General features: G+C 46.4%; 7 protein-coding genes. 2 read left to right on the top strand and 5 right to left on the bottom strand.

Going from position 1 to position 7510, the window contains the following annotated elements:
• Positions 1 to 99: 99 nt before the first annotated feature.
• From RA178_RS20045 to hemC, 4 genes are read right to left on the bottom strand one after another with little or no spacing between them, the layout of a single operon-like run.
• Positions 100 to 1266 carry a heme biosynthesis HemY N-terminal domain-containing protein gene (locus RA178_RS20045; RefSeq protein ID WP_168825925.1) on the bottom strand — a complete coding sequence of 389 codons (1167 nt, stop codon included), beginning with the start codon at positions 1264 to 1266 and terminating at the stop codon, positions 100 to 102.
• Entirely contained in the window at positions 1263 to 2444 is a 1182-nt protein-coding gene (locus RA178_RS20040; protein WP_263164633.1) for a uroporphyrinogen-III C-methyltransferase, read from the bottom strand. The genes RA178_RS20045 and RA178_RS20040 overlap by 4 nt, the downstream gene beginning before the upstream one ends.
• 60 nt (positions 2445 to 2504) lie before the next feature.
• Entirely contained in the window at positions 2505 to 3245 is a 741-nt protein-coding gene (locus RA178_RS20035; RefSeq protein WP_113940850.1) for a uroporphyrinogen-III synthase, read from the bottom strand.
• A 4-nt stretch (positions 3246 to 3249) separates the two neighbouring features.
• Positions 3250 to 4182 (bottom strand): hydroxymethylbilane synthase, encoded by a 933-nt coding sequence (gene hemC / locus RA178_RS20030; protein ID WP_113940849.1) that lies wholly within the window; start codon positions 4180 to 4182, stop codon positions 3250 to 3252.
• A gap of 202 nt (positions 4183 to 4384) precedes the next feature.
• On the opposite strand from hemC, the gene RA178_RS20025 reads away from it, so the two are divergent.
• Complete coding sequence (locus tag RA178_RS20025; protein ID WP_306683543.1) at positions 4385 to 6796, top strand: class I adenylate cyclase; 2412 nt, start codon at positions 4385 to 4387, stop codon at positions 6794 to 6796.
• Between the two features lie 83 nt (positions 6797 to 6879).
• Here the strand turns inward: RA178_RS20025 and cyaY are convergent, their stop codons facing one another.
• Positions 6880 to 7209, bottom strand: a complete 330-nt coding sequence (gene cyaY / locus RA178_RS20020) for an iron donor protein CyaY (protein WP_105250439.1) — start codon at positions 7207 to 7209, stop codon at positions 6880 to 6882.
• Between the two features lie 79 nt (positions 7210 to 7288).
• On the opposite strand from cyaY, the gene lptM reads away from it, so the two are divergent.
• Complete coding sequence (gene lptM, locus RA178_RS20015; RefSeq protein ID WP_168825920.1) at positions 7289 to 7480, top strand: LPS translocon maturation chaperone LptM; 192 nt, start codon at positions 7289 to 7291, stop codon at positions 7478 to 7480.
• The last annotated feature ends 30 nt before the right edge of the window (positions 7481 to 7510 follow it).

The raw sequence follows: 7510 nt of genomic DNA, 5'->3' as shown, positions 1-7510 counted from the left end.
TTTTTGGCAAGTCAAGTGGGTTTTAATATGCCAGCATTGGCAAGTGCCGTGATCTTTCGTTACTCAAATCACGGCGACTAGGTTGCAGGCATTGTAGAACTACAGATTAACCGCCTGACGATAACTTTGATTTGCGTTACCTTGTTCACCTAACTGTTCTTGAATCCGTGCAAGTGCCAACCAAGAGGCTTTTGTGGGTTCGAGTCGGCAAACATTTTGCCAGCAGGTTCTGGCTTCTTTCATATCCCGTGTTTGCTGATAAAGTTTAGCTAAGCACATCTGGTAGTCGGCATTATTCTCATGGGTGATTTCATGCTTGAGTAACTGCTTACGGATTTCTGTATCTTGGGCTGTCGTTATTTCTGGAATGACTTCTAAAAGTGCAGATTCAGGAGCAGTGCGTAATTTTTTCGAGAGTAGCTTCAGCGCTTGCTCTTTGCGATTAAAGCGGCATAAACCCACAGCATAAATCGCCAAAAACTCAGACTGATTGCGCTCACTGCGAGATAACCACTGCCAGCATTGTTCTAAGGCTTCTTCGCCTTTAATGGTTGCGGCTTTGAGTAAAGCGCAGTGAGTGATTACATTGAGTTCATTTAGCTGGGTGTCATCTAGGATCTGGCGTTTCTTCAAAATAGGTAATAATAGCTTGAGCGCATCCCAATCCTCTTGCGCTCGATATAACTCGAGGGCGAGTTTGAGTACCGGTGCTTTGCTCTTACTTGTGGGGGCTAATTTATCGAGCTCGGTGCGGGCTAAAGCTAACTCACCTTGTTTTAACAGATATCGAGTACGCGTGGTTGCGACGGCATTCGCGGCCAGCGGTTGTGTTGCTGCACGGTCAAGATATTGATCACGCTCTGCTATTTTCTGTTGGTACTGTGCAGCACGAGCCGCTGCAAGTAAATTAAGTGCAGGGAGTTCGCCATTGTCGGCGCCTTTTATCATAGCGCGTTCTGCTGCTGGCCAATCTTCTTCTGCCAGAGCCAGTGCACCCATTAAGGTATGCTTTTTTGCGGAGCGACGGCGCCAGTGGCGAGGAATAAAACGGCTACGCAGCATGAGATTAATGGCGCTAATCACCAACCATTCTAGTACTTGGAACATGGCATAAAATACAATTAAGGCAATGATCCCAAAGACTAAACTGGTCTCAATCTGGTAGTCACCTGCCGCAATGTATACATAACCTGTGTTGCCCACCAACCAAGGGCTAATGCAGAGCCCTATCAATATTATCCCTAAGAAAATTAATATCTTGATCATAATGGCACATCCTCTGATGAGGTCAGCTCACCATAGCTTGTCAGCTGTAATAGCAGAGGTTTTGCGGCAAAGGATTTCAGAGTAATAGGATCAAGTTCTAATGTCGCCAATTTATCGATTTTGGCGATGGCTTCAGCAGTGCTGTGATCTTGAGTATCGAAATAGGTTTGAATCCACTTACGCACCATCATTAATGATTGGTGATAAGCGGCCCTGTCGTAGCGGTATAACGCAAGTTGAGATTGCAGCAGTTTATGACGAATGTTTTCAACCAGATACCACTGTTGCTCAGGAGCGAGTAAAGCGGGTGCATCGGCTGTTCTATGGCGTATGGTGATAAAGTCTTGGGTTAACGCTTTCCACGTCTTCCCTAAGTTGCTCTGCCAGTCATTTAAATCGCCAGTAATGTTTGTATCTTCAGGGGCATCGGTTTCTGCATCGGTGCGATTAAGGGGTAGTTTATCGAGTTGCTCAATTAAGGCATCGAGTGCTAATACACTACCATCAATATCTGTGGTTTTAATACTTGCAGTCGCGGCGATATCTTTTGCCAGAGCCTTACGAATAGGTAGCAAAGCGGGATTGTTCATGGCAGCGATGGTTTCATCCGCCGACTTTAATAGATCGGTGGCGGTGCGGGGATCTTTTTCTAACCAAAGTTTACGGCCCGCCATGTTTACTAGATATTCGGCTTCTGACGCCATCCAATGCGTTGGACTGCGCTGGGCAAGTTTATTGATCCTGTCCTGCAGTTGATTTTGGTCTTCTGCCAATTTTGTTAATTCTTGATAGGTCTTAGCATCATTCAGTTGTTGCTGTTCAAGCTGGCCAATACGTTGATTGGGTTGTAGCAGGGCTTGCTGTAATTGATCCTGCAGGGCGATATTTTTCGCATCCTGCGCTAGCAGTTGCTGTTGCATCTGTTGGTACAGCATAAAACCACCGCCAAGGGTGCAAGCGGTTAAACCCAGCGCTAATAACACTCCAAAGCGAATCGCCCATGAACTTCTATTGGGTACTGCTGTTTGACTCGGCGTGCTTGAAGGTGTGGCTTTGGCTGTTTGGGATTCAGAAGATGGCGCTGAAGTTACGGGCGTGTCATCAGTCGTTATTGATGGTTCAATAATAGAGGTAGCCTGTAATTCAGGGCTCTTTGCGTCGTGCTTGTTGTTATCCATTTAACAGTCCTTGAAAACATGCTACTGCCGAAATTCGAGTTAAATCGGGCTAAATAGCGCTTAGAGTTTAAGGGCGTTTAGCACGGCTTTGCTGTTGGCGGCATTGGCATTGGTGACTTGGGTTATACCAAAGGCGTGAGCTTGAGCTTCTACTCGGTTACTTGGGACTATGATATGACATGAGCGCAGCCATGCAAATAACTCTTTTGGCACTAGATTAATCAGGTTATCCAGTACTTCACCGCTGGTGACGACAATAGTGTCGATGCCAAACTCTTGCCATTGTTGTGCGATCTGTTGTCCATTGAGTGGTGGACAAGCCCGTTGATATACTTCCCAATAGCGCACTCTTGCACCGCGCTCAGCCAGTCGTTCAGCTAAGGCTTCACGGCCGCCAACGCCACGTATGATCGTAATCTGTTTACCTTTAATATCTTGCAAAGGCGCGAGCGTGAGTAGACCTTCGGTCTGTTGACAATCATCTGGGGCTTCGAGGGCTTCAATGCAGAGCTGATTTAATGCTTCCCAAGTCGCATGACCAACGGCGAAATATTGAGCTTGAGGCCAGCCTTTTATTCGAGAATGAGCGGTTGTTAAGGCATAGTCGGCAAAGCTGACTGCATTGGCGCTGATACAGATAATCATATCGGCGTATGCCAGTGGGTGCGAGTTATTCGTTGTGATGGGCGGCGTTGCTTCGACACACAGTAGAGGTGTAACCCAATGGCTAATGCCTTGTTGATTCAAGGCATCGATCATGGACTGATTGCGCCCTTCTGGGCGCGTCAGTAAGACTTTCATCGACTTATGCTTTAGCGTAAACAGCGTCGAGTATGCTTTTTGCGCCTTTGCTCAATAGCTCTTCGGCAAGGGCAACCCCTAATTGCGTGGCGTCGGTTTTTGGACCTGTGATCACGCCTTCGATGATTTCACTACCATCAGGGTTACCGACTAGGCCGCGTAATGTCATCTCATCACCATTGATTTCGGCAAATGCGCCAATCGGCACTTGGCATCCACCTTCTAGGCGCGTGTTCATTGCGCGCTCGGCAATCACACGGTAGCGCGTTTCTAAATGTTCTAATGGTGCCAGTAGAGCCTTAACGCGTGCGTCGTTGGTGCGACATTCGATACCCACAGCGCCTTGGCCGTTGGCGGGCAAGGATTCTTCGGCAGAGATAAAGCTAGCAATCCGCTCAGATAATTTCAGGCGAATTAAGCCAGCAGCGGCAAGAATAATGGCATCGTATTCGCCGTTATCAAGTTTAGCTAAACGAGTGCCTACGTTACCGCGTAAATCTTTGATAATAAGGTCAGGGCGTGATGCGCGCAGTTGGCATTGACGACGTAGGCTCGAAGTACCCACAGTTGCGCCTAATGGTAATTCGCTGATCGTTTTATATAAATTCGATACAAAGGCATCGCGGGGATCTTCGCGCTCGCAAATAACTTCAAGGCCTAAGCCTTCTGGGAAGTCGACGGGTACGTCTTTCATTGAATGCACCGCGATATCGGCAAGATCGTCTAACATGGCGACTTCAAGCTCTTTGACGAACAACCCTTTACCGCCCACTTTGGCTAGCGGCGTATCTAAGATAACGTCGCCCTTAGTGCTCATTGGCAGCAATTCCACCACAATACCGGGGTGAATGCGTTCTAATTCGGCTTTAACAAATTCAGCTTGCCACATGGCCAGCGGACTCTTGCGGGTTGCGATACGTATGCGGTTCTCAGACATGCCTAGTTTCCATCAAAGATCTTAGTTGCGCCAATGCTAACATTGGCAAATCGTTTATGTAAGGAAGCCGTATCGATTCTTTGAAGTTGGCGATGTTCTAGATACCGTGAAAGTGTGACGGGCTTCACGTTTAGTTGCTCGAGTTTGTAAAAGTGTTAACATGAGCACATTTCCCATAAGTGCTTAAGTGTTGTGTTTTTGAATGGATCGGCAAATACAGTTTCCTGATATAGCAGAAAGACTTAATAAGGTACGTATTGCACGCGCCCTAGCTTTGCTATCACCGCTACAAAAACACTTATTCCATTTGATCCCTTTTTTAATTCACCAGAACGGTGTTCAGTATCCTGGCTATCATGCCACCAATACGCCCTGTGGAATCAACGAGTATCAGGTTGGTGAGACTGAGTCCCAGGCCTGCGATGTGTTCTCGCTGCCTTTTACTACTCAAGAAGCGGATATCAATGCCTTTGAAGGTGTTTATGCGATGGGGAGTACTGGCAGTTTTGGCCAAAATGCCAAGAGCGATGTCGATGTTTGGTTAGTACATAGGGCCGATCTGAGTTCTGAGGATTTGGCGCTAATCAAGATTAAAGCGACTCGATTGACTGCTTGGTTTGCCGAGTATCAGTTTGAGGTGAATTTTTACTTAGTTCATCCGCAGCAGTTTTGTGGCGGTAAAGCCGTTCGTGGATGTCAATCCGCAATGGCCCATGAACATAGCGGTAGTATGCAACATTGGTTATTACTTGAAGAGTTTTATCGCAGCCAAATTCGTTTGGCGGGTAAAACGATTGCATGGTGGCCAGACGCTAAACTCAATCCTGCGCTCTTGTCCTTAGGCGATGTACATGAATTACCTGCGAGTGAGTACTTTGGTGCTTCGTTATGGCAGCTCTACAAGGGCTTAGAAAAGCCCCATAAGGCGCTGATTAAAGTATTGCTACTCGAGGCTTATGCCAGTGATTATCCCCATTCAACTCTGCTTTGTGATCACTTATGGCAGAAAACGCTTGCAGGTGATTTTTCGACGTCGAATGATGCCTATTACTCTATCTATGAGATTATCGAAACCTATTTACTTAAGCAGAATGATACTCGCCGACTAGAGATAGTGCGGCGCTGCTTCTATTTAAAATGTGGCGTGCACTTGAGTCGAACTCAAGAGGGCAAAGATTGGCGTTATCCTAAATTGCAAAAGCTGGTGCAGGATTGGCAATGGCCAGATAGTCTGATTAGCACTTTAGACAATTGTGAACATTGGCATAGTGGCCAGCTCAATTGGTTTAACGAGCAACTGAATGAACTGTTATTAGCGAGCTACCAAACCTTATTACGCTTCGCATCGACACATGAGTTAAATGAAGGTTTGCGGATCGAAGATTTGGGAATGCTGACTCGCAAGTTGCATACCTATTTTAGTCAAGATGAAGACCAAATCGCTAAGCTGAATCTGCTGTGGAGTGCTTCAGTCGCTGAGTCCGAAGTGACTATGGTCTCAAGCTCCCGTGAGCGCCAATATTATCTGTATCGACAAGGGCCTCAGCCACAAAATTTGTTAGGCGAGTCGGCAATATGTAAGGGAAAAACCCCTTCAGCCTTAATGATTTGGGCATGTTTAAATGGGATCTCGACGCCGAGTACTCAATGGCATGAATATGGTCAGAGTAAGGCAAAGTCGAAACGGCTTACCGAAGCTTCAAAGCGGTTACTGAATTTTATCGACCACGATTGGCGTGTATCTAAACGTGACTTATGCCAGCCATGGCATTTTCGTAAGCTGATTTTCGTGCTCAATCTGGATTGCGATCCCACCATTGAATGGCAAGGACAGGAAATGATGGTCGATGTGATGAATGCGAACGTGTTCTCACTCGGGCGTAAAAAAGCCAATATGCTTGGTGCGTTAGATGCAATTTGCTTGAATAGTTGGGGTGAATGGCAGTGTCATCGCTTCGAAGGCGATACCGCGGTATTGCAAGCCTTAGCCTTTGTGACGCCGGGGCTAAGACGGGCCAGTTTACCTGTGGATATGGATGTGATCAGCTGTTCACAGAAGTTACGCCCACAGCTTAAATTAGCAGTGAAAAATCTACTAAAACAAACTATGCGTTTGTGCCAACAAGTGCAGCAATCCAGCACCTTAGTGCAGCCACTACAGATAAGCCGTACTCGCTATGGGATCTTTTTTAATCCTTTAGGCATGGCCTATCAGGACTTGAGCGATGCCAAGTCATTTTATCAACAGTTATCCCGCAGTCATCTTGTACTATTGCCGCGGCCTGAATTAGGTGACGATCCCTTTTCGAGTATGCCGAAAGTGGTGCAAAACTATGCAGCTAAAGGCGCGATTCAGTATTTTCTACGCCAACGGGTCGATAACTTGGATGTATTTATCCTCGATGAGGAAAATCAACTAAGCCATTACGTGCAGGCGGGATCAAACATGGCCGAGTTGGTAAATAAAGTGAGCCATCACTATGTGTTCGATGAGCATTATGCTTCACGGGCCAGGTTTAATATTCCGCAATTTTTCCATTTAGTGCGGGTAGCCGGAGAGTTAACGGTGGCGCCTTTCGGTATCGATGTTAGCGATCAAGACACTGAGTTTTAGCTGGTTTTTAACATAAAGAATGGGAGCCAAGGCTCCCATTATTGTTTTGTACTATTACGGTTTTGCACTACGACAGGCTTAGATTAGAAGCTAAGCTTAATGCCGCCTTGGCGCTCGATAGACTCTTGCACGAATGGCATAAATTCGCCGCCATTTCGTCCGTCCATCCATTTACCTTCAACAAAACCAAAGTGATATCCACCAAAGCGTGTGGCGACCCAAATCTCATGCAAAGGTTCTTGCTTGTTGATCACTATCTTAGAGCCATCAACAAATTCTAATTGCAATACGTTGCCACTGGCATCGATATCAAGATCGGCATCTTGCTCATCAATCGCAGTTTCAATCGCATTTTCTATGGCTTGGAACATGTCATCGGCGAGCTGGTGAAATTCTGTATCTGTCATGGCCATGCATTTCTGTCCTTTGCTTTCGTCAAGATGGGTGCGATTATAAGGCCATTAGTCACCAGATGCACAGATGTTGAGAAAAATGAGACTGTTTTTATTGTTATTGCTTGGTAGCCTATTCATTACTGCATGCGGCCAGAAGGGCCCCCTCTATCGATCTCCGGCCACAGAGGTGAATCAGCCTAAAAAGGTTGAGGCGTCTAAACCTGAGCCTGAAGTAGAAGAGATTAAAACCGAAATTCGAGCCATCGAAGTACAAAAAACACAACAATAATAGCAGCTATAACTATCATCACTATCGCAG

This window comes from Shewanella oncorhynchi, assembly GCF_030848765.1.
In the GTDB taxonomy this organism is placed as follows: domain Bacteria; phylum Pseudomonadota; class Gammaproteobacteria; order Enterobacterales; family Shewanellaceae; genus Shewanella; species Shewanella oncorhynchi.
This window is presented reverse-complemented; position numbering and strand designations above follow the sequence as displayed.

Excerpts from the sequence above, each read along its gene's own strand:
- cyaY (WP_105250439.1), bottom strand. The coding sequence starts at position 7,209 with ATGGCCATGACAGATACAGAATTTCACCAGCTCGCCGATGACATGTTC.
- lptM (WP_168825920.1), top strand. The coding sequence starts at position 7,289 with ATGAGACTGTTTTTATTGTTATTGCTTGGTAGCCTATTCATTACTGCA.
- RA178_RS20040 (WP_263164633.1), bottom strand. The coding sequence starts at position 2,444 with ATGGATAACAACAAGCACGACGCAAAGAGCCCTGAATTACAGGCTACC.
- RA178_RS20035 (WP_113940850.1), bottom strand. The coding sequence starts at position 3,245 with ATGAAAGTCTTACTGACGCGCCCAGAAGGGCGCAATCAGTCCATGATC.
- RA178_RS20025 (WP_306683543.1), top strand. The coding sequence starts at position 4,385 with ATGGATCGGCAAATACAGTTTCCTGATATAGCAGAAAGACTTAATAAG.
- hemC (WP_113940849.1), bottom strand. The coding sequence starts at position 4,182 with ATGTCTGAGAACCGCATACGTATCGCAACCCGCAAGAGTCCGCTGGCC.
- RA178_RS20045 (WP_168825925.1), bottom strand. The coding sequence starts at position 1,266 with ATGATCAAGATATTAATTTTCTTAGGGATAATATTGATAGGGCTCTGC.